Below are 19,365 nucleotides of genomic sequence, written 5' to 3'. Positions count from 1 at the left end.
CCCATGAAGGCGTACGAGCTGCAGCACACCACCGGCATCGACGGCTGGGTCGCCGTGGAGAAGCCCCAGCCCCAGCCCGGCCCCGGCCAGGCGCTCGTCCGCATCCACGCCGTGTCCCTCAACTACCGCGACCTCATCATCGCCAGGGGCACCTACCCGGGCACCAAACCTCCCATCATCCCCGTCTCCGACGGCGCGGGCGAGGTCGTCGCCGTCGGCCCGGGCGTCACCCGCGTGAAGCCCGGCGACCGCGTGGCCCCCACCTTCTTCCAGGTCTGGACCGACGGCGAACGCACCCCGGAGAAGGTCGCCCATGCGCTGGGCGGCGGCGTCCCCGGCGTCCTCGCCGAGTACGTCTGCCTGGACGCCGAAGGGCTCGCGCTCCTGCCCGACTGGCTGTCCTTCGAGGAAGCCGCCACCCTCCCCTGCGCCGCGGTCACCGCGTGGAACGCGCTCGTGCCGCAGGGTGGCCTCAAGGCCGGGCAGACGGTGCTCGCCCAGGGCACCGGGGGCGTGTCCATCTTCGCCCTCCAGTTCGCCCGCATCCTCGGCGCTCGCGTCATCCTCACCTCCAGCAGCGATGAGAAGCTCCAGCGCGGCAAGCAGCTGGGCGCGGACGGGCTCGTCAACTACAAGAAGTCCCCGGACTGGGCGAAGGACGTCCTCGCGCTCACGGGCGGACAGGGCGTGGACCACGTGCTGGAGGTGGGCGGCGCCGCGACGCTGCCCCTGTCCGTGCGCGCCACGAAGGAGGGCGGCCACATCGCCCTCATCGGCCTGCTCACCGGCGCCCCGGGCAAGCCCGACAACGCCGCCACCGGCAGCAAGCACCTGCGCGTCGTCAGCACCTACGTGGGCAGCCGCGCCATGTTCGAGGACATGCTCCGCGCGATGACGCCGCAGAAGACGAAGCCCGTCATCGACCGCGTGTTCCCCTTCTCCGAGGCGCGCGAGGCACTGCGCTACATGGAGTCCGGCGGCCACTTCGGGAAGATCGTCGTCTCCGTGTGACGACGCCCGCGTCTGGTGGGGACGCGACACGCGCCGGAAGAATCCCTCCCCTGGAAGGACAACCTCCGGCGTAACGTCCCGCGCGACTCCCGGGCCCGCTCGCATGGTGATGGGCGGACCCGGCACTGAAAGGGTTCGCGCATGCCCCGCCTGTTGCCCCTCCTGCTGATGCTGCTGGCGCCGGTCCTCCCGGCCGCCGCCCAGCCGCAGGAGGCCTCCCGCTTCTTCCCCTACACCCTGAAGACGACGCGCCTGCCCAACGGGCTCACCGTGGTGCGCGTGCCGTTCAACTCGCCCGGCATCGTCGCCTACGTCACCGCCGTGCGCGTCGGTTCGCGCAACGAGGTGGAGCCGGGGCGCACCGGCTTCGCGCACTTCTTCGAACACATGATGTTCAAGGGCACGAAGGCCAACCCCGAGGGCCAGCGCGAGCGCATCCTCGGCGGCTTCGGCTTCGACGACAACGCGTTCACCACCGACGACATCACCGTCTACCAGGTGTACGGCCCCACGGCGGGCCTTCAGCAGCTCATCGGACTGGAGGCGGATCGCTTCCAGAACCTGACGTACTCGGAGCCGTCCTTCCAGACGGAGGCGCTCGCGGTGCTCGGCGAGTACCACAAGAACGCGGCCAGCCCGAACCTCAAGCTGGAGGAGTCGCTGGCGAAGACGGCCTTCACCCGCCACACGTACCAGCACACCACGCTCGGCTTCTACGAAGACGTCCAGGCCATGCCCAAGGCGTACGCGTACAGCCGCGCGTTCTTCGAGCGCTGGTACACGCCCGCCAACACCACCCTCTTCATCGTCGGTGACTTCGACGACGCGCAGGTCCTGGCGGAGGTGACGAAGCAGTACGGCGCCTGGAGCCGCAAGGCCACCACCGTCACCATCCCCACCGAACCCGCGCAGCAGAAGGCGCGCACGGTCCACGTGGACTGGCCGCAGCCCACCCAGCCTCGCCACGTGCTCGCATGGCACGCCCCCGCGGCCCGCGCCGACACCGCCGACGCCGCCATCATGGCCGTCCTCGCCGAGTACCTCATCGGTGACACCAGCCCCGCCTACAAGGAGCTGGTGCTGGAGAAGCAGCTCGTCGAATCGCTGGACGTCTACACCACGCCGCACCGCGACCCGTACCTCTTCCCCATCGACGCCACCCTCCAGGACGAGAAGCACCGCGCCGCCGTGGACGCCACGCTGCGCCGCGAGGTGAAGGCCCTGAGCGACGGCAAGGTGGACGCCGCGCGCGTGAAGGCCATCCAGGACCACGTGCGCTACGGCATGCTCATGGACCAGGAGACGCCGCGCGACGTGGCCATCGACCTGGCCCTCTACGCGGGCGTCATGGGCCCCCCCGACGCGCTGGCCAGCTACCTGAAACAGCTGGGCACCGTGACGCCGGAGCAGCTCACCGCGTTCGCGAAGAAGTACCTCGTCGAATCCAACCTCACCGTCCTCACCCTCACCCCCAAGGCCGCCGCCGCTGGAGGGACGAAGTGATGAAGTCCAATCCATCCGTGTCCCTCGTGGTCGCCGCCGCGCTGTCGCTCGCTGGCTGCGCCTCCACCCCCAAGCCCACGCCCGAAGCCGCGCCGCCCGCCACGCCTCCGGCCACCACCGCCGCGAAGCCCGAAGGCGTGCAGGCCGTGCCGCTGAAGCAGCCGAAGCCGATGGAGCTCGTCGTGCAGGCCCGGCAGGACACGCCGCTCGTCAGCCTGCGGCTCGTCTTCCACACGGGCTCCATCGATGATCCGAAGGGCAAGGAGGGCCTCACCGCCCTCACCGCGAAGCTGATGGCCGAGGGCGGCACGCGCAAGCTCACCTCCGCGCAGCTATTGGAGGCGCTCTACCCCATGGCCGCCGAGCTCACGGTGTTCACGGACAAGGAGCTGACCACCCTGTCCGGCCGCGTCCACCGGGACTTCCTGCCGCGCTTCCTGGAGCTGTTCACCGACACGCTGCTCGAGCCCCGCTTCGACCCCGCCGAGTTCGAGCGCCTGCGCGCCAACGCGCTCAATGCCGTGCGCAACGGCCTGCGCAGCGAGGACGACGAGACGCTGGGCAAGGTGGGCCTGGACGCGCTGCTCTACGCGGGCCACCCCTACGCGCACTTCACTGGCGGCACCGTGCAGGGCCTCCAGTCGCTCACGTTGGACGACGTGAAGGCGCACGCGCGCCGCGTCTTCACGCAGGACCGGCTCGTCATCGGGCTCGCGGGCCCGGTGGACGCGGGGCTCCAGCAGGCCGTCACCACGCGCCTGGGCGCCCTGCCCGCCACGGGCGCTCCCCGGGTGGAGCTGCCGCCCGTGCCGTCCTCCGCCGGCCGCACGCTCATCCTCCAGAAGCCCGCGCTCTCCACCGCCGTCAGCATGGGCTTCGTGACGCCGCTGCGCCGTGGCGACCCGGACTTCTTCCCGGTGGCGTTCGCGCTGTCCAACCTGGGCGAGCACCGCCAGTTCGTCGGCGTGCTCTTCAACGAGCTGCGCGAACAGCGCGGCCTCAACTACGGCGACTACGCCTACGTCGAGCACTTCATCGAGGACCGGGGCAACGGCACCTTCAACCGCACGAACCTCGTGCGCACCCAGCAGGACGTGTCCCTGTGGCTGCGCCCCGTCGTGCCCGCCAACGGCGTGTTCGCCACGCGCGGCGCGGTGTACTTCCTGGAGCGGATGGCGAAGGAGCCCCTCCCGCAGGAGCGCTTCGACCTGGTGCGCGGCTTCCTCCAGGGCTACACGCGCCTGTGGGAGCAGAGCGACCAGCGCCGCCTGGGCTACGCCATCGACTCGCTCTTCTACGGCACGCCCGACTTCCTGGAGGCGTACCGCAAGGCGCTCGCCACGATGACGCCCGAGTCCGTGAACGCCGCCGTGCGCCGGCAGCTCCAGCCGGAGAAGCTCGCGTTCGTGTTCGTGACGGAGGACGCGCAAGGGCTCGCGCAGGCGCTGAAGTCCGGCGCGCCGTCGCCCATCACCTACGCGTCGCCCAAGTCGCCGGAGCTGCTGAAGCTGGATGAGGCCCTCATCCAGCAGAAGCTGCCGGTGCGCCCGGACGCCATCCAGGTCGTCCCGGCCTCGGACTTCATGGAGCGCTGAAGCAGCTTGCCTCCGGCGCTCAGGGGCTTCGCGGCAACGTCGTCCACACGCCGCGGAAGCGCTTGAGCGCCGGATCCTTCTGGCGCTTGCACTCCACGCCCTCGCGCATCACGGTGCCATCGTCGCTCAAGAGCAGGATGTCGTCCGACGCATCCGGCGTGAAGAACGCCTCCGGGTTCAGCGGCGACAGGTCCACGGCCTCCACCGGCACCGGCGTGTCGTCCCCGCCCTTCCAGGTGAACAGGCGCGAGCGCGCCTCGGAGGCGGTGGCCCCTGCGATGATGAGGTAGCGGCCCCGCCACGACGACAGCGAGCGGATGCCCAGGCCTCCCAGGTCGAGCAGCCGTGGCGTCCCGAAGCGCGCGGCCACGCCCTCGCGCACCACCGCCTCCGGGTTGATCAGCGGCACCACCAGCGCCCTGCCTTGCGTCAGCGGACTCCGGAAGCCGATGAGCATCCCGGGCGCATCCAACATCGCCGTCAGGCCCTCGATGTTGAGGCCGCCGGCCTGCTTCGGCGGCAGCGGCTCCGCCTCCGCCAGTCCGTACGGCTTCAACGCCGGATCCGCGAGCAGGTCCTCCAGCAGGTTCGTGTACGGCTGCCCGATGAGCTGGACCCGCTCCGCGTCGTCGGCGCTGGTGGCGAAGAAGCGCAGGCGCGCGGGCTGCTTCTTGCCGGCGCTGTTGCGGCCGTGCGACGTGAGCCAGAAGGCCAGGTTCCCCAGCCGCGAGCCCGCCTCGATGTCCGTCTCCGGAGGCTTCTTCTTCACGGGCAGCGCCAGCGACGGCGACAGGTCCACCGTCCTCAGCGGGCGGCCCCCTCTGCGCGCGTCGTAGATGCGCAGGATGTTGTCCTCGTCGTCCGCCACCACGAAGAGGCCCGCGCCCAGGTCCACCGCGCCGGAGGCGTCACAGCTTCCCTCGAAGACGACCGTGCCCGCGGGTTCGACAACGTGCGCCGGGGTGGCCTCGCGCCGCACGTTCGCCTCGCGGGCGCCGCAGCCCACCACCAGGACCCATCCCCACAGGAGCCAGCGTTTCATGGCCCTTTCTTACGCATGGCCCCCCACGCCGGGAACCCAGAAGGCCTCCTGCGAAAGGCGGACGTTGTAGAAATGGCACCAGGCTGTAGCTCGCACCCGCCCGGCGTGGGTTTTCTTCGGGCTTGGGAAGGTGGGTGCTAAGAGCCTCAGCATGCAATGCCCCGACTCCGGGTACGTTTCGTGGAGCCGGTCCGCGTGCGGCGCAGCCATCCGGCTCGCAGCCCTGGGCCTGCTGCTCACCACGGCAGCGGCCCACGCGCAGCCCGATCCGTTCTCCCGCGGCTTCGACGCCGTTCCCGTCAAACCCACGGCCGCGCAGTCCAGCGGCATCGCGCTGGAAGGCGCCACCGCCGAACCGGTGGGCAGCTACCGGGGCGCGCTGCTCCTGGACTTCAACTGGCGCATCCTCGCCCTGAAGCTGGGCGACGAGAAGCTGGGTGACCTGCTGCCGTACCGGCTGGACGCGCACCTGCTCTTCTCCTACCAGCTCCTGGAGCGGTTGGAGCTGGGCGTGGACATGCCGTTCACCCTCATCCAGGGCGACAACTTCTCGCTCCTGGGCGACGCGCTCAACGCCCCGGACTTCCCCGGCGCCGCGGGCGTCAGCAGCACCACGCTGGGCGACCTGCGCCTCTTGCCGCGCGTGAACCTGCTGAACCCGAACCGCTTCCCGGTGGGGCTCGCGGTGGTGACAGAAGTGCGCCTGCCCACCGGCAGCGCGCAGAGCTTCACGGGTGAGCGCGGCGTGGTGTTCGCCCCGCGCCTGGCCGTGGACTGGAAGGTGGGGCCCCTGCCCCTGCGGGTGCTCGGCAACGTGGGCGTGCTGCTTCGCCCCGCGGCGCAGTACCTCAACCTGTACGTGGACGACGAGCTGACGCTGGGCGCGGGCGGCATCGTGGACCTGCCGGACATCAGCCGGCTGCGCGAGGTGCAGGGCGTGGCGGAGATGCACCTGCGCACGCCGCTGGTGCGCCCCTTCAACTTCGATCAGTCGGACTCGCTCAAGACGCCGTGGGAGCTGCTCGTCGGCGCGCGCGCGAAGGTGTGGGGCAACTGGGGCGTGGAGCTGGACGTGGGCCGTGGCCTCAACGTCAACACCGGCTACGGCCGCGAGGCCCTGCGGGTCATGCTGGCGGTCCGCTATGACCAGTCCGGCGTGGACTCGGACGGCGACGGCGTGCCCGACGCGCGCGACCGCTGCCCCACCCAGCCCGAGGACAAGGACGACTTCGAGGACTACGACGGCTGCCCGGATCCGGACAACGACGGCGACGGCGTGGCGGACGGCGACGACGGCTGCCCCACCGTGAAGGGCACCGCGGAGCGCAAGGGCTGCCCGGAGGAGCCGGAGAAGGACACCGACGGCGACGGCATCGTCGACAAGCTGGACAAGTGCCCGGATGTGCCCGGCCTGAAGGACTTCGACGGCTGCCCGGACACGGACATGGACGAGATTCCCGACGGCGAGGACGACTGCCCCGACGTGGCCGGCCCGCCGGAGAACAACGGCTGCCCGTACGACGCCCCGCCCTACGTGGTCGTGGAGTCGGACCGCATCCGCATCAAGGGCAACATCCTCTTCGAGACGGGCTCCGCCATCATCCAGAAGCAGTCGTACCCGCTGCTGGACGAGGTGGGGGCGGTGCTCGCCAAGAACCCGACGCTGGGGCCGGTGCAGATTGAAGGGCACACGGACAACAAGGGCACGCGCACGCTCAACGTGGACCTGTCCAACAAGCGTGCGAAGTCGGTGCTCGAATACCTGGTGAAGAAGGGCATCGACCGCAAGCGCATGACGTCGCAGGGCTTCGGGTTCGACCGGCCCATCGACACCAACGACACGGCCCTGGGCCGCGCGAAGAACCGGCGCGTCGACTTCAAGCTGGTCAAGTCGGAGCTCGAAAGCGGCCCGAGGGAGACCATCGTCCCCAACGGTCAGCCGCCTCCGCCGGGCACCCAGCCGCTGCCCGGGCTGGGCGGTCCTCCCGCGCCCGGTGCGGCGACCCCGCCGGCCTCCGCGCCGAAGACCCAAGCCCCGCCGCCGGCAGCGACTCCGCCCGCGGCCACTCCGGCCACCAAGCCAGCCACGCCGCCCACCAAGAAGTAGCGAGGACACGCGGGACGGCTCGGAACACGGGCCGTCCCCGCCTCACGGCTGGAGCAGGCACAGAGCACACCGTGGGGAGGAGCAGGGCCGGTCGGGAGCGGAACCTCCTCCCGTCACCGCGCCCCGCGGGGCGACGACACCGGACGGCCCGGAACCCGGGGCCGTCCTTCTCACCACCGGACTACTTCTTCAGCGCGCGCTCGATGCGACGGCGCAGGCCGTCTTCGGAGAGCATGCCGCGCTGGGCGTCCATCACCTTGCCATCCGCATCCAGGAAGTAGAGCGTCGGCAGCGCGTTCACCTGGAAGGCCCGCGCCATGTCGTCGTCCGCGTAGACGACGTAGGGCCGCAGGTCCGGCTGGAAGCGTTGGAGGAAGTAGTCCACCTCCTCCTTCGCCGTCGCGCCATCGTCCCGGCTGGCCGCCACGAAGACGAGCCCCTGGGACTCGTACTCCTTGGCCAGCTTCACCAGCGAGGGCATCTCCTCGCGGCACGGCGGGCACCAGGTCGCCCAGAAGTCGAGCATCACCACCCGGCCCTTCAGGTCCGACAGCGCCAGCGAGCCGCCCTCGTGCTTCGCGAGCTGGAACGACGGCAGCTCCGCCCCGTCCGGCACCAACCGCTTGCGCTGCGCCTCACGCACACCCATGAACGCCAGCGCGCCCAACCCCAGCACCGCCACCACGGAGAGCACCGTCTTGGCGCGATCCCCGCGCGAGCCCGGCGGCTTCACTCCCTCGGTCCCTGCCTGCTGTGTCATCCGCGTTCCCTTCGTGTCAGGCGGCCGTGCACCCGCTTCAAGGCCCAGCGCACCCCGGCCCGCACGCGCGGCCGACGCACCACCCAGGCCGCCAGCGGAGGTCCCCAGTGATAGTAACCGTCGATGAACCCCTGGCCGAGCCTACTCTTCCGGAGCACATCGTCGCGGAAGGCGCGGAACGCCACCAGCTCTTGGGCCCCCTCGCCGAAGGCCGCCGTCACCACGAAGCACGAGGACGCGGGGCTCACCCACATCAGCTTCCCGTTGGTGAGGTTCACCACGACCTTCAGCTCGCGCTGCTCCGTGTAGAGGAACGCCAGCAGGTCGCGCCGCGCCGCCGGGAACTCCTGCCCGCCGGCCTCCTCGAAGTCGATGCGCGTCGTGACGGTGCCGCCGACCTCATCCACCGTGAAGCGGTAGCGCTTGGAGCTGCGCCGGTGCTCCACCTCCAGCCCCTTCAGCTCCCCGAAGTAGGCCATGAAGGGCACCTTGCACACCGGACACACGAAGCGGTGGTAGGCGTGCGTCGGCAGGAAGGCGTAGTCCCCCATCCGCTTGCAGCCGGTGTTGGGGCACATCAGCTTCACGCTCGCCTGGGGCGCGTTGCGCGGGTCGTAGCGCGACTGGCCGCTGCCCTTGTCGAACACCGGCGGCGGCCGCGACGGCTGGCCCACCATCTGCCGCGTGGGGTGCGCCGCGCGCTCCAGGTCCTGCGCCCGCCGCCACGCCAGCTCCGCCGCCTCCAGCCGGCCGTCCGCCGTGTGCGCCAGCGCCTCCGCGTGCGCGCTCAGCGCCGCCACCAGCCGGTCCACCAGCGGCGACACCGCCGGCTCGCGCGCCACCGCCAAGGCCTCCGCCAGCACCCGCTCCATCTCCGGCAAGAGCGCCTGGGCCGCCTTGCGCGACGGGTCCTCCGCGCGCCGGTACACCGGGGGCTCCGGAAGCTTCGCGAACAACGCCGAGGCCAGGGTGCGGACGCGCTCCACCGCCGCGTCCCCCCGCCCCACATCCATTCCCGCCGCCCGCGTCTGGGCGGCCCTGATGAGTTCTTCGGGCTGCAAGGCCCCGGACCTTAAGGGCCCGCACGCCCCCTGTCAGCGACTCCCGGCACCGCGGTCGGAAACTCGCCAGGGTCGTGACACCGATGTAAGACGAGGTAGGAGGATGTGAATCATGGGCGTGTTGAAGTTCCTGGTCTGGACGGCGTGCGCGGTGGGCCTGGGCGTCTTCCTCGCGCGGGGCAACGTGGACGGCCGCTCTCCGCTGGAGCACATCGAGCGCACCTGGAAGCGCACGGTGAACCCTTCTTCGATGGACAAGATGAAGGACGGGTTCGAGGACGCGCTGGATGACGCCCGGCAGGCGGTGTCCCAGAAGTCCGCCAACCCGGCCCAGCCTCGCGAGCGCATCACCGCCGAGGACCGCGCGGCCATCAACAACATCATCGCCAAGAAGAAGTAGGGCGCCGGAGCAGGACGCCGCCGGCTGATCGCAGCCCTCCCCCTTCCCTCCGCCCCGGGCCGTTCATAGGTTGCGCCGGGGCGTTGGGTGGATGGTGGTGGAGAGGCGGGCCCATGGGTTGGACGCAGGTCGGGGGCGTCATCAAGGCAGCAGTGTTGGCATGCGCGCTGGGGGCAGCGGCGGGTGCCGAGGCAAGAGACTCCAAGCTCTGGCTGGAGGCCCGCAACCGCGCCGTCTCCCGGCAGCACTCGAGCATCAGCGAGGTGGCCCGCAAGGCGATGCCCGCCGTGGTGTCCATCACCACGCGCCAGGACAGCGCCGACGTGGCCCCCGGTGAGGAGCCGCAGCGCGGCATCGGCTCCGGGTTCATCATCCATCCGGACGGCTACATCCTCACCAGCGCGCACGTGGTGGAGGGCGCCTCCGAAGTCACCATCTCCGTGCGCAGCGCCAACGGGTACGTGGAGGAGTTCCCCGCGACCATCGTGGGCGAGGACGAGCGCACCGACTGCGCGCTCCTCAAGGTGGACGCGCCCCGGAAGCTCCCGGTGCTCAAGCTCGCGTCCGCGTCACACGTGGGCATCGCGGACTGGGTCGTCGTCATCGGCAACCCGTTCGGCCTGGCGCACTCCGTGACGGTGGGCGTGGTGAGCTACCTGGGCCGCACCGACGTGACGCCCAACGGGCGCGACGGCGACTTCGACTACCTGCAGATGGACGCGTCCATCAACCCGGGCAACTCCGGCGGGCCGGTGTTGGACCTGCACGGCGACGTGGTGGCGGTGGCCAACGCCGTCAACGTGTCGGGCCAGGGCATCGGGTTCGCCATCCCCATCGACATCGCGAAGACGGTGATTCCGCAGCTCAAGGCGCACGGACGCATGCGCCGCGGGTGGATTGGCATCAGCGTGCAGGACTTCTCCCCGGAGGTGGCCGCGGCGTTCAACCTGCTGCCGCGAGGCCGGGGCGTCGTGGTGACGGACGTGGTGGAGGACGGGCCGGCCGCCCGCGCGGGCCTGCGGGCCGGCGACGTCATCCTCGACATGGACCGCCGCTCCGTGGAGCGCGCGCACACGCTGCGCTGGCAGGTGGCCGCGCGCGGCGTGGGCCAGCACATCCGGCTCCAGGTGCGCCGGGTGGGCCGCCCCCTGACGCTCCGGGTGAAGCTGGACGCCCTGCCCTTCGTGCCGGAAGGAGCGCCCCCCGCGACCCTCGCCTCGGGCGCCGCGCCGGGCGAGCGCTCCGCCGGGGCGAAGTCCGTCCTGGAGGAGCTGCTGTCGCCGGTGCCTCGCGCCAAGGCCGGGCCGACGGGTGCCCAGGCCACAGGAGGCTCGGGGGCCGGTTCTGGCACCGGCTCCAGCACGGCCGAGGGCATGCCCGTCCCCTGACAGGCCGTGCGCCCAGGGCCCTCCAGGGCCGCCAGCCTCCTTGCGTTCCGCGAAATCGGGCGATACACCGTGCGCCCTACACACTGCGGCGGGTTCCATCCCGATGGGCGCCGCAGGTCATTCGCGCACCGTTTCGCAGGAGAATCCGCACCATGGCCGAGGCCACCCAGTCGACGAAGTCCACCCATTGGCCGCGCACGGCCAAGGGCAACGGCAAGAAGGCGTGCACCGTGGAGGGCTGCAAGCGCCCCTACCGCGCCAAGAGCTACTGCTTCTTCCACTTCAAGAAGTGGCGCCAGGGCGAGCTGCCGCACTCGCGCTACCGCGTGTGCTCCAAGCCGGAGTGCCGCATCAAGGTCCTCAAGGGCGGCCTGTGCGAGAAGCACTACGCCGAGACCTACAAGAAGGACGCGGCGGCTTAAGTCGCCCGTCGTTCCCGCTTCACGTGGCGCCGGGCTTTCCTCCCGGCGCCATGGCGCGACCCAGGTGCTTGAAGGCGTTGAGCCACAGCTCCGCCTCCCGTTGGGTCAGCTTCGAGCGCATCAACGTCTGCTCCAGCTCGTGCAGCACGTGCTCTGGCGCCTGCTTGTTGAGGAAGTCCGCCGCCAGCAGCGTCTCCTTCATGCGCGTGCTCAGGGCGCTCAGCGTCCCCAGCCGGGCACCGGGCTCCGCCGCGGGCGGGCCGGCCGGCTCCACGCCCTGACGGTGGCAGAGGTACAGCAGCACCGACGCGGACTGCGCCAGGTTCATGGACGGCTGCACCTCCGACGTGGGGATGACGAGCACGTCCGCGCAGTGCGTCAGGTCCTCGTCGGACAGGCCGCGCTGCTCACCGCCGAACAGCAGCGCCACCCGGCCCCGCTTGCTCTCCTCCGCCAGCCTCCGCGCGGCCTCCTCCGGCGTCAGCGGGGAGCGGCCCTCCACCTGGGTGCGCGACGTGCTGCCCACGACGTACACGCAGTCCTTCACGGCCTCCGTCAGCGTGTTCGCGACGACCAGGCCCTCCAGGACGTGGCCGCTCTTCACCGCCAGCCGCTCCGCCCCGCTGAAGTCGCGGGTGATGGGCTCCGACAGGATGAGGCGGTTGAAATCGAAGTTCGCCATGATCCTGCAGACCGCCCCCAGGTTGTCGGGTGAACGGGTCTGATGAAGGATGACAGTCAACTCCGCACCTGGACGCATGCCCCCGAGTTTAGCTGGTGGTGCATCTGGGTGATCGGTATATTCCCGGTGTGATGCGTCGCTGGGTCCCTGGCTTGCTTCTGTCGCTGTCGCTCCTCACCACCGCATGCGGTGGCGCGGGCACGCCCGTGCGTCCGTCGCTCACGACCCGGCAGGCGCTCACCAGCTCGCCGGAGGTGGTGGAGTTCGAGTCCCCGGCCGTCCGGCTGGAGCTGTTCCGGGACATCGCCCGCCAGTCGGAGATGGAGGCGGGGCAGTCCGCGCAGGGCGTGGCGCTGTTCCCCATCATCCAGGGCAACGAGTTCGTCGCGGCGCCGGGCTTCGAGTCCCGCGCGGACCTGCTCCAGCCGCCGGACGCGGGCAGCGGCCTCCAGTTCGTCTTCGACGGTCGCGCGGCCGAGCGTTGGCCGGAGGACCGGCGGGAGAGCCTCCAGGGCCTCTCTGAACGCGAGGCCGCGGAGCTGGTGGCGCGCACGCTGCTGGCGCTCTGGGACATCCACCCGGAGGGCGCGGTGCAGGTGGACCGGGCTGCGGGCGCGCCGTACGCGGTCGCCTACGTGGACGGCATCCTGCGGATCAACCCGGCGTTCCTCTATCTGGCATCGGCCTACGGTCCTGCTTCCATGGCGGCGGGCCTCCAGTAGAGTCGCGCGCCTCATGAGCTGGCCCCGCTCCCGCCCCTTCCCGGCGGAGTGGCCGGGGCCGCGAGGCGCCTCCGACGTGAACACCTCCGCCCTCCACGCGCAGCTTTCTCACACGCTCCGGCAGACGGACCTGCCAACGCTCGGCCAGCCCTACAAGGGCAAGGTCCGCGACACGTACCGCAAGGGCGACACGCTCATTTTGGTGACGAGCGACCGGCTCTCCGCGTTCGACCACGTGCTCACCACCATCCCCTTCAAGGGCGAGGTGCTCAACCGCCTGGCGGCCTTCTGGTTCGAGCGCACGAAGCACATCTGCCAGAACCACGTGCTGGACGTGCCCGACGCGAACGTCACCGTGGCGCGCGCGTGCGAGCCGTTCTCCGTTGAAGTGGTGGTGCGCGGCTACCTCACGGGCAGCCTGTGGCGCGACTACGAGAAGGGCACGCACACCGCCTACGGGCTGCCCTTCCCGGAAGGCCTGCGCAAGGACAGCGCCTTCCCTACGCCCATCCTCACGCCGTCCACCAAGGCCGAGTACGGCAAGCACGACGAGCCCATCTCCGAGCAGGAGATTCTGTCGCGGGGGCTGGCCACGCCGCGCGACTGGGCCCGCATCACGGAGGCGGCCCGGGGCCTGTTCCAGGAGGGCCAGAAGTGGGCGCGGACGCGCGGCCTCATCCTCGTGGACACCAAGTACGAGTTCGGCAAGGTGGGCGACGAGCTGTTCGTCATCGACGAGATGCACACCCCGGACTCCAGCCGCTACTGGGTGGCGGACGAGTACGAGGCGCGCTTCGCCAAGGGCGAGGACCAGCGGATGTTGGACAAGGAGAACATCCGCCAGTGGCTCATCCGCGAGCGGAACTTCTCCGGCCACGGCGCGCTGCCCGCCATCCCCGACGACGTGCGCGTGGACCTGGCCACCAAGTACGTGGCCGCCTACGAGCGCATCACCGGCACGTCGCTGGAGCTGACGCCCGGGGACGTGCACGCGCGCATCGAACAGAACCTGCGGGCGAAGGGCTACCTGTAGCCCCGTCGCCCCGGTGTCTCGCAGTGAGGCCGTGCCCTAGCTGGCGCGGCCGAACACGCGCTGGAACACCGCGTCCATCTGGCGCGTGTGGTAGCCCGGGGAGAAGCAGTCGGAGATCTCCTCGGGCGTCATCATCTTGAGCAGGTCCGCGTCCGCGAGCAGCGCCTGCCGGAAGTCCACACCCTCCTCGAACATCTTCATCGCGTTGCGCTGGACGACGACGTACGCGGCCTGCCGGTCCATGCCCTTGCGCGCAAGCTCCAGCAGGAGCCGCTGCGAGTTCACGACGCCGCCGAGCAGGTCCAGGTTCTTCTTCATCTGCTCCGGGTAGACGCGCATGTTCTCCACGAGCCCCGCGAAGCGGTGGAGCATGAAGTCCAGCAGCCCCGTGGCGTCCGGCCCGATGACGCGCTCCACGGACGAGTGGGAGATGTCGCGCTCGTGCCACAGCGCCACGTCCTCCATCGCGCTCACCGCGTAGCCGCGCAGCAGGCGCGCGAGGCCGGTGAGGTTCTCCGACAGGATGGGGTTGCGCTTGTGCGGCATCGCGCTGGAGCCCTTCTGGCCCGGCGTGAAGGCCTCCTCCACCTCGCGCACCTCCGTGCGCTGGAGGTGACGGATTTCGACGGCGAACTTCTCCAGGCTGGAGCCCACGAGCGCGAGCGCGGTGAAGAACTCCGCGTGCCGGTCGCGCTGCACCACCTGGCTGGAGGCGGGCGCGGGCTTCAGGCCCAGCTTCTGGCAGACGTGCTCCTCCACCGCGGGCGGCAGGTGCGCGAACGTGCCCACCGCGCCGGAGATCTTCCCCACGGCGATGGTGTCGCGCGCGTGCTCCAGGCGGGTGCGGCCCCGGCGCAGCTCGTCGTACCAGATGGCCAGCTTGTGCCCGAAGGTGATGGGCTCCGCGTGGATACCGTGGCTGCGGCCCATCTGCAGCGTGTGCTTGTGCTCGAAGGCGCGCTTCTCCACCGCGGCCATCACGCGGTCCATGCCCTTGAGGATGAGGTCCACCGCGTCGCGCAGGGTGAGCCCCAGCGACGTGTCCAGCACGTCCGAGGACGTCATGCCCAGGTGCAGCCAGCGGGCGCTGGGCCCCACGCGCTCCTCCACGAACGTGAGGAAGGCGATGACGTCGTGCTTGGTGGTGCGCTCGATTTCGTCGATGCGCGCGGCATCCTCGGCGGTGAAGTCACCGGCGCGGGCCAGGCAGTCCGCGAGCGCTTCTTTCGGGGCGAGTCCCTGCGCGACCATGCCCTCCAGCGCGGCGAGCTCCACATCGCGCCAGCGGCGGTAGCGGGCGACGTCGGACCAGAGGGAGGCCATCTCCTGACGGCTGTATCGTGGAATCACTCGTAGACCTTCACGGCAAAGTCCCGGCGCGCCGCGAACCGGAGCACTTCCAGCGCGACGTCACAGGACGGACCTGACTTCTTGGCGGCGGTGAGGTTGAACGAGAGGTCCATGCCTTCAGGCCGCGCCACCGCCAGCGCGCCGGGGTCGACCTTCTCGTGGATGAGTCGGTTGGCCAGCCTGCCTGCCTGCTGACCGAGCGCCAGCGGGGCGGGCGACAGGGCCAGCGTCGCGCCCTCCTTCACCTGGCTGGCCGTGAGCGCCACCAGCGGCACGCGGTGGGAAGCACTGAAGGCGATGAGCGCCTGGACGACGGAGGCATTGCCCACGGTCTTGTCCGCAACCATCAGCAGGCCGTCCACCTTCCCGGCCGCGCCCTCCAGCACCTCGCCCGCGCGCTCCTGCGCCTCCACGGTCAGCGGGACGATGCTGAGCCCCAGGGCCGCGCCCGCGGAACGGGCCTGGGCCACCGCGCCCGCGGACGAACGGGGGTCATGCAGGATGCCCACGCGCTTCGCCCCAGGCGCCACGGCCTTGAGCGCGGCCAACTCCGGGCCGAAGTCGCTGGTGAGCGCGATGCCGGTGACGTGCGGCGCCTCCAGGCCGTACTTCTCGTGGTACGGCACCATCGCGAACAGCACGGGCACGTCCTCACCCAGCGAGCGCCGCGCGGCGTTGGCGGCGAGCGGGCCCAGGGCCAGCACCAGCGCGGGCTTCTGCGCGGCCAGCGACTTGAAGACGCGAGCAGCCTCCGTCGGGCTCTCTTCCAGCGTCACCTCGGTGACGTCGGCGCGCGCCTCCGAAGCGAAGCCGGCGAGGAAGGACGCATAGGGCGCGAGGCTCGAGGACTTCACCGCGACGACGCGGGGCCGGGCCGGGGTTCGCGGCGTTCCCTGCGCGAGGACGACGGCGGGCAGCAGGAGCGCCAGGAGCGCGAGCGTCCCAGGGAGCTTCATGGCAGCGGGTTGGCGCAGCAGCGGAAGCCCAGGTTCGCATCCTTGTGGGCGGTGGCCCCCCGCTTGCGAGCCGCGCACCGCGACGCATCGCTCGGGCTGTCGAAGGAGCCGCCCTTGATGATCATGTCGTCGTTGCTGCTCGGGAACGGCGTGGAGGTCCACTCGGCCGCGTTGCCGGACATATCCGAGGGCCCGAAGTTGAAGCGGCACTCGCCGAACTGGCCGGAGGCCGCGAGCGCCCCCGGCGTCCCCTCGGCAGTGCCGGTGTTGCAGGCGGTCGACACGGGTGCATCCCCGGAGGAGAAGCGCGCGTTGCCGGGGCCCTTGCAGGCCTTCTCCCACTCGTTCTCCGTGCACAGCCGCTTGCCGGCCTCGGCACAGAGGCCTTTCGCGTCGAGCCAGCTCACCGACACGCGCGGCTTGCGGCCCTGCTTGTTGGGGAACTCGAATTCGTCCACGCAGAACGACTCCACCGGGACGCTGGCGAGGAGGCTCTCGTCGCTGGAGCGGAACGCCTGCTGGTCCTCCTTCGAGGACCCCTTCTTGAAGCTGCCGCCACTCACCGAGACCATGCCGGCGGGACAGTTCAGCGCGGCCCCCAGGCCCGTGGAAGGTCCGGGCGGAGGAGGAACGGGAGCGTTCTTCGCGGCCTGGGACTGGCGCAGGCGCAGCCAGAGGTAGCCACCGCCCGCGCCCAGCACGACGCCCATCACCGCGAGGACCACCATCCACACCATCGCGCTGGGGCCTGAGCGGGCCGGCTTCGCCTGCGTGGCGCGCGTGGTCGGCAGCGTGTGCAGGCCGGAGACCGAGGGCGGCAGCCGGCGCGGCGCGGAGCGGATCCCCGACGTCTCGGGCGAAGGTTCGGACTTGCGCGAACCGGTGGAGCGCCCGCCCGTGGAGGCCTCCCCTTGCGAGCCGGAGGAGCGGACCGCGCCCTGCGCCGCGGACGCACGCGAGGCACCCCGAGGCCCGGACGGATCCGCGCCACGAGCGTTCACCGAGGCGACGGCGCCGGAGGCCCGTGAGTTGCGGCCACCACGGCTGGAGGAGCGGGACTCGGAGACCTCGTCGTCGTCTGAGTTCCGGCCGCCCTGGCGCCCATCGCCGTCCGCGCTCCGACCCGACCGTGCGTCCTGGCTGGAGTCCGCGCCGCGTCCGCCCTGACGCGACTCCGTGGCAGATGCATCACCGTTGCGTCCGGCTGAACGACCGTCGCCGGAAGCCTCCGCACCGCGGCCTGCCTGCCGGGAGTCGGATGAAGCATCACCGTTGCGTCCACCTGAGCGCCCGTCGCCGGACGAAGCCTCAGCGTTGCGTCCGCCTGAACGCCCGTCGCCGGAAGAAGCCTCAGCGTTGCGGCCACCTGAGCGCCCATCGCCGGACGGAGCCTCACCGTTGCGGCCACCTGAGCGCGCATCGCTTGCGGAGGCTTCACCGTTGCGACCACCGGAACGACCGTCGCTCGCGGAGGCCTCTCCGTTGCGGCCACCCGAACGCCCATCGCTTGCGGAGGCTTCACCGTTGCGGCCACCGGAACGACCGTCGCTGGACGAAGCCTCTCCGTTGCGACCACCCGAACGCCCATCGCTTGCGGAGGCCTCGCCGTTGCGGCCACCTGAGCGCGCATCGCCGGACGAAGCCTCACCATTGCGACCGCCTGAGCGCCCATCGCTGGACGAGGTCTCACCGCCGCGACCGCTCGAACGACCATCGCCAGAAGCACCCTCGGCACCGCGCCGGGAGTCCGCGGAGGCATCGCCGCCGCGCCCCGCCTGACGCCCATCGCTGGCGCCGTCCGCACCACGGCTCCCCAGGCGCCCGTCCGCGCCGGACTCGGCAGAGCGGGACGACGCACGGGGGTCGGGCGGAAACGACGGCTCCTCCGCCTTCGCGAAGATGCGCATCACCGGCTCGGCGGCCTTCGACGACGAAGGACGCGCCTCCGCGGAAGCCACACCATCACCGCCGCGCGACGCACGGGGCTCCTGCTGCGTCGCCGCCTCAGGGGCCTGTCCCAGCGCTCTCGGATCCTGCTGCGAGGACGCATCCGAGCCTCGCCCACCGCGCCCGGGCGCCTGGCGCTCCGCCACCGCCCGCATCTCCTGCTGCGTCGCCGCGTCGGAAACAGACCGCGCCTCCGGGCCCAGGATGTAGTCGAGCGCCTGCTTGTTCGAGCCCAGGATCGCCGCCAGCGTCGCCGCGTCCAGCGGCTGGGTCGCATCCGGCGGCGGATCATCCTCCTTGACCGGGATGGGCGCGGCCGGCGTGGGCGCCGTCGCGATGGGCAGCATGCCCGTGGGCACCGGCGGCAGCGGCTTGTTCGCGGCCCTCGCGGCCACCGCTGCGGGAGGAAGCGCGCCCGTGGGCGGCACCGCTCGCGTCCTCGAAGCCGCGGCCGGGTGACGCTGCACCAGCGCCGCGAACTCCGCGTGCAGCTCGCCACCCGACTTCGGCCGCGCCAGAGGGTTCTGGTTGAGCGCGCGCCGGTAGAGGGACTCGAACGCGGGCGGGAGGTCCGGGTGCCGCACCGTCACCTCGGGCACGCCGCCGTCCTCGGGCAGCAGGCCGGTGACCATCTCCCCCATCAGCACGCCCAGCGAGTACACGTCCATGCGCGTGTCCAGCTCCGCGCCATTCACGTACTCGGGCGCGATGTACGCCGCCGCCCGGTGCCCCTTCTGCGCCTGCACGAACGGCAGATGCGGCACCGCGAGCCCCAGCCCGTAGTCCGTCACCTTCAGCAGGTCCGGCAGGACGTACACGTTCTCCGGCTTCAGGTCCGAGTGCGGCCCGAAGCGGTGCGCGCCGTCCAGCGCCGCCGCCATCTGCGCCAGCAGCGGCTCCACTTCCTTCAGCGAGAACAGCTGCCCCTTCGACGCGCGCTGCTCCATCATCCGGCGCAGCGTGATGCCTTCCAGCAGCTGCATCGCGAAGTAGGGCCGGTCCCCGTCGACGCCCTCCTCGTAGACGCGCACCAGGTTCGGGTGGTTGAGCTTCTTGCCCACCCGCATGGACAGCGCGAACTGCGTTCGCTCCTCCGGCTGCTGCACCAGGCGCGGCTGGATGACCTTCAGCGCCACCTCCACGTCGATGGCCTGGTCCTGCGCGCGGAACACGAACCCCAGCGGCCCGGAGCCCACCACCTCCTGGATGGCGTAGCGGTTGGCGACGACGTCGCCCGGCTTGTAGGGCGCGCCCTCCGTGCCCCGCTTGCGCGCCGCCCCCGCTGCCAGACGCGCGGCCGCATCGAACTTCTGGCCACACGTGGCACAGGTTTCACTCGTGTCGGGGACATGGCTGCCGCAGCGATAGCAGAGCAAAGCAGTGAAA

The 19,365-nt window shown here is 71.1% G+C and carries 16 protein-coding genes; 9 read left to right on the top strand and 7 right to left on the bottom strand.

Translation table 11 applies throughout. From position 1 onward, the window contains the following. Positions 1-3 precede the first annotated feature (3 nt). From D7V97_RS13175 to D7V97_RS13165, 3 genes are all read left to right on the top strand, one after another. Positions 4-1,011: an NAD(P)-dependent alcohol dehydrogenase gene (locus D7V97_RS13175; protein ID WP_120610975.1), complete on the top strand. Its 1,008-nt coding sequence runs from the start codon at positions 4-6 to the stop codon at positions 1,009-1,011. Positions 1,012-1,152: 141 nt separating this feature from the next. Next, positions 1,153-2,514 carry a pitrilysin family protein gene (locus D7V97_RS13170; RefSeq protein ID WP_120610974.1) on the top strand — a complete coding sequence of 454 codons (1,362 nt, stop codon included), beginning with the start codon at positions 1,153-1,155 and terminating at the stop codon, positions 2,512-2,514. Then, positions 2,514-4,109 (top strand): pitrilysin family protein, encoded by a 1,596-nt coding sequence (locus D7V97_RS13165; RefSeq protein WP_120610973.1) that lies wholly within the window; start codon positions 2,514-2,516, stop codon positions 4,107-4,109. The genes D7V97_RS13170 and D7V97_RS13165 overlap by 1 nt, the downstream gene beginning before the upstream one ends. 19 nt (positions 4,110-4,128) lie before the next feature. Here the strand turns inward: D7V97_RS13165 and D7V97_RS13160 are convergent, their stop codons facing one another. Then, the gene (locus tag D7V97_RS13160; RefSeq protein WP_120610972.1) at positions 4,129-5,151 is read right to left on the bottom strand and encodes a DUF3616 domain-containing protein; all 1,023 of its coding nucleotides are present in this window, start codon (positions 5,149-5,151) and stop codon (positions 4,129-4,131) included. 151 nt (positions 5,152-5,302) lie between these two features. Between D7V97_RS13160 and D7V97_RS13155 the strand changes: the two genes are divergently transcribed. Beyond that, on the top strand, positions 5,303-7,258 hold the full coding sequence (locus tag D7V97_RS13155; protein ID WP_120610971.1) for an OmpA family protein: 1,956 nt from the start codon (positions 5,303-5,305) through the stop codon (positions 7,256-7,258). A gap of 181 nt (positions 7,259-7,439) precedes the next feature. Here D7V97_RS13155 and D7V97_RS13150 read toward each other — a convergent pair whose 3' ends face one another. Next, entirely contained in the window at positions 7,440-8,018 is a 579-nt protein-coding gene (locus D7V97_RS13150; RefSeq protein ID WP_120610970.1) for a TlpA disulfide reductase family protein, read from the bottom strand. Further along, positions 8,015-9,031, bottom strand: coding sequence for a CFI-box-CTERM domain-containing protein (locus D7V97_RS13145; protein WP_120610969.1), 1,017 nt, complete (start codon positions 9,029-9,031; stop codon positions 8,015-8,017). Before D7V97_RS13145 ends, D7V97_RS13150 begins: the two co-directional genes overlap by 4 nt. Positions 9,032-9,191: 160 nt before the next feature. Here D7V97_RS13145 and D7V97_RS13140 point away from each other — a divergent pair, with 160 nt between their 5' ends. The 3 genes from D7V97_RS13140 to D7V97_RS13130 all read left to right on the top strand — a co-directional run bounded on the left by D7V97_RS13140 (position 9,192) and on the right by D7V97_RS13130 (position 11,289). Continuing rightward, the gene (locus D7V97_RS13140) at positions 9,192-9,479 is read left to right on the top strand and encodes a hypothetical protein (protein ID WP_120610968.1); all 288 of its coding nucleotides are present in this window, start codon (positions 9,192-9,194) and stop codon (positions 9,477-9,479) included. 113 nt (positions 9,480-9,592) lie between these two features. Then, positions 9,593-10,867 carry a S1C family serine protease gene (locus tag D7V97_RS13135; protein WP_120610967.1) on the top strand — a complete coding sequence of 425 codons (1,275 nt, stop codon included), beginning with the start codon at positions 9,593-9,595 and terminating at the stop codon, positions 10,865-10,867. Positions 10,868-11,019: 152 nt separating this feature from the next. Further along, a complete protein-coding gene (locus D7V97_RS13130; RefSeq protein ID WP_120610966.1) occupies positions 11,020-11,289 on the top strand; it encodes a vegetative protein in 270 nt (89 codons plus the stop codon). Positions 11,290-11,308: 19 nt separating this feature from the next. Here D7V97_RS13130 and D7V97_RS13125 read toward each other — a convergent pair whose 3' ends face one another. Then, complete coding sequence (locus D7V97_RS13125; protein ID WP_120610965.1) at positions 11,309-12,049, bottom strand: RNA methyltransferase; 741 nt, start codon at positions 12,047-12,049, stop codon at positions 11,309-11,311. Positions 12,050-12,123: 74 nt separating this feature from the next. On the opposite strand from D7V97_RS13125, the gene D7V97_RS13120 reads away from it, so the two are divergent. After that, positions 12,124-12,693: a hypothetical protein gene (locus tag D7V97_RS13120; RefSeq protein ID WP_233582737.1), complete on the top strand. Its 570-nt coding sequence runs from the start codon at positions 12,124-12,126 to the stop codon at positions 12,691-12,693. A 76-nt stretch (positions 12,694-12,769) separates the two neighbouring features. Next, complete coding sequence (locus tag D7V97_RS13115; protein ID WP_120610976.1) at positions 12,770-13,726, top strand: phosphoribosylaminoimidazolesuccinocarboxamide synthase; 957 nt, start codon at positions 12,770-12,772, stop codon at positions 13,724-13,726. A gap of 36 nt (positions 13,727-13,762) precedes the next feature. On the opposite strand, the gene purB is transcribed toward D7V97_RS13115, so the two are convergent. The 3 genes from purB to D7V97_RS13100 are packed head-to-tail and all read right to left on the bottom strand — an operon-like array spanning position 13,763 to position 19,355. Then, positions 13,763-15,076, bottom strand: coding sequence for an adenylosuccinate lyase (purB, locus tag D7V97_RS13110; protein ID WP_120610963.1), 1,314 nt, complete (start codon positions 15,074-15,076; stop codon positions 13,763-13,765). After that, positions 15,073-16,032, bottom strand: coding sequence for an ABC transporter substrate-binding protein (locus D7V97_RS13105; RefSeq protein WP_199728791.1), 960 nt, complete (start codon positions 16,030-16,032; stop codon positions 15,073-15,075). Before D7V97_RS13105 ends, purB begins: the two co-directional genes overlap by 4 nt. Then, complete coding sequence (locus D7V97_RS13100) at positions 16,029-19,355, bottom strand: SUMF1/EgtB/PvdO family nonheme iron enzyme (RefSeq protein WP_120610961.1); 3,327 nt, start codon at positions 19,353-19,355, stop codon at positions 16,029-16,031. The genes D7V97_RS13105 and D7V97_RS13100 overlap by 4 nt, the downstream gene beginning before the upstream one ends. Positions 19,356-19,365 lie beyond the last annotated feature (10 nt).

It is taken from the genome of Corallococcus sp. CA053C, assembly GCF_003611675.1.
Classification (GTDB): Bacteria; Myxococcota; Myxococcia; order Myxococcales; family Myxococcaceae; genus Corallococcus.
The sequence above is the reverse complement of the archived record's forward strand: the minus strand, read 5'-3'. Positions and strand labels throughout refer to the sequence as shown.